The following is a 1967-nucleotide window of genomic DNA, read 5'->3' on the forward strand; positions in this document are numbered from 1 at the left end:
TTCTGATAGTTGCCGTCTGCCAAAGTTAGGGTTAGAGAGGGCGTCAGGTTCTTTGGGTCAATGATAGCGGTATCGGGCTCCTGTTGCGTCACTGGCAGGGGTCTGCTGTTTACTTTGGTTCTGAAACCACTCATATCGGAATAACTCCCGGACATAGGGAATCTGGGCAGGCGGGTAAAGTCTGACAGTGGGCCAATAGCGCCAGACTGCTGACCAAACCCAATGTAGCCCATCTCCTTGATCATCTTTCTCAGTTCTGGGGCTGTCTCGCCGAAAGGCCAGGCCAGCATTTTGACATCCTGACCGGTTTCGTTCCTGATGCGTTGTTCTGTGTCGGTGATCTCCTTTCCGGAGCGTTCCAGCCAGGCCTGATCGGATTCGCCGGGTAGCTTTTCCGGCATATGAGGGTGGCTGGTGGTATGGTTGGCGATGGTAGCGCCTGAGCGGCTCATCTCCTGAATCTGCTTCCAGGTCAGGAAGTTGCCAAAGCCACGATCCACTGGCTGAGTGCTGACAAAAATTGTAAACGGCCAACCCTTATCTCTCAGCATTGGGAAGGCATTTTCATAGATGTTTTTGTAAGCATCATCAAAAGTGATCACTACCGTTTTATCGGGCACTGACCGGCCACTTTGAATGGCTTTGATGATGGTCTCTATGGGCGCTACATTGAAGTCATTTTTATCCAGATAATCCAGATGTTGCCTGAACATCTCTGGTGTAATGCTGGTGACAGCAGGGGTCTTATCGCTGACATGGTGATATTGCAGGAACACTGCGCTATCTGCCGCCATCGCCACAGAAGGTATGAATGCCGCAGCGGCCAGTAATCCTTTCAAAGGCCGGGAGGCAAGCTGGCTGATTTGCTGAATGCGGGAAGCTATGCGGGGGTTCATGGAGCCTCTGTTGCTAAAGTAAGGTGAGTCATAGGAGACGCTTGTGATGAGTTTCAAGCTTCGAAACTAAGACATTTACGGTATGTTTGGCAAGCAATGCAAGTTGAATTCAAAAGATTAGGTTCAATGGGAGAGCCTGTTCTATGGCTCAGGCGTTAGCCCGGACCCGGATGTACCAGGAGGATGGGTCTATAAGCTGCCCGTTTTCATCCATTTGTGGGTATTTCAGTCCCCGTTCGTCACAATATCGAGCCAGTTCGGGATATCCCCAGCGAAACAGGGTAGGAGTGTAGATCTCCGGAGGCAGGCTGGGTTTATCATACATCCCCTTCAACAGGCGCTGTCGTTGAGCTTCAACCAGGATGACTGCTGCTGCAACCGAGACATTGAAAGAAGCCACAATGCCCTGCATGGGAATAATAATATGTTGATCAGCCAGCTCTGCCGCCTGAGGACTGATACCCTTTTTCTCCGCGCCCATCATAACCGCTACAGGCGAAGTGTAATCGACATCTGAATAGGGGATTGCACTGTCGGAAAAATGCGCAGCATAAACTTTAAAGCCGCTGGCTTTCAGTTGTGATATACCTTCCTCTACACTGCTGTGATGATGAACATTAACATATTTATGGCTGCCCAGAGCTCTGCCCCGAAAATTTCGATAGCCCATCTTTGGCTGGCTGAGATGGATATCGGAAATGCCCACTGCATCGCAGGTTCGGATAATAGCTGAGAGATTATGGGGTTTATGAACTTGATCCGTGAGCACCGTCAGGTCGGGTTGACGTCGATCCAGCAGATCTTTAAATTTTTTGTAACGTTCCGGTGTCATGGTTCTGCTCTCAATGTGGCATTGTGTGGTGTTACTTACGGATATGAAGGAAGCATTTTACATCATGGTGATATCGAAAGAGGCTTTTTGTGGAATCTGATAGCTTTGTAGCATTACATGCATGGCTTCAACATCATGGGCACTGGCTGGGCCCGATTATAGCATTGGCTGCTTTTGTGGAATCGCTGGTGGCTGTCGGTTTTGTTATTCCTGGTGTTGCCCTGCTGTTTGCTCTTGGG

2 protein-coding genes are annotated in these 1967 nt (G+C 49.6%); both read right to left on the minus strand.

What is annotated here, in order from left to right; all coding sequences use genetic code 11:
- On the minus strand, window positions 1-896 hold an 896-nt coding region (locus KDK17_RS16205), incomplete at its 3' end, for a polysaccharide deacetylase family protein (protein WP_257288532.1).
- Window positions 897-1044: 148 nt separating this feature from the next.
- The gene (gene trmH, locus KDK17_RS16210; RefSeq protein WP_257281693.1) at window positions 1045-1728 is read right to left on the minus strand and encodes a tRNA (guanosine(18)-2'-O)-methyltransferase TrmH; all 684 of its coding nucleotides are present in this window, start codon (window positions 1726-1728) and stop codon (window positions 1045-1047) included.
- Window positions 1729-1967 lie beyond the last annotated feature (239 nt).

The sequence above is a fragment of the Endozoicomonas sp. SESOKO2 genome, assembly GCF_024606245.1.
Lineage (GTDB): Bacteria > Pseudomonadota > Gammaproteobacteria > Pseudomonadales > Endozoicomonadaceae > Endozoicomonas_A.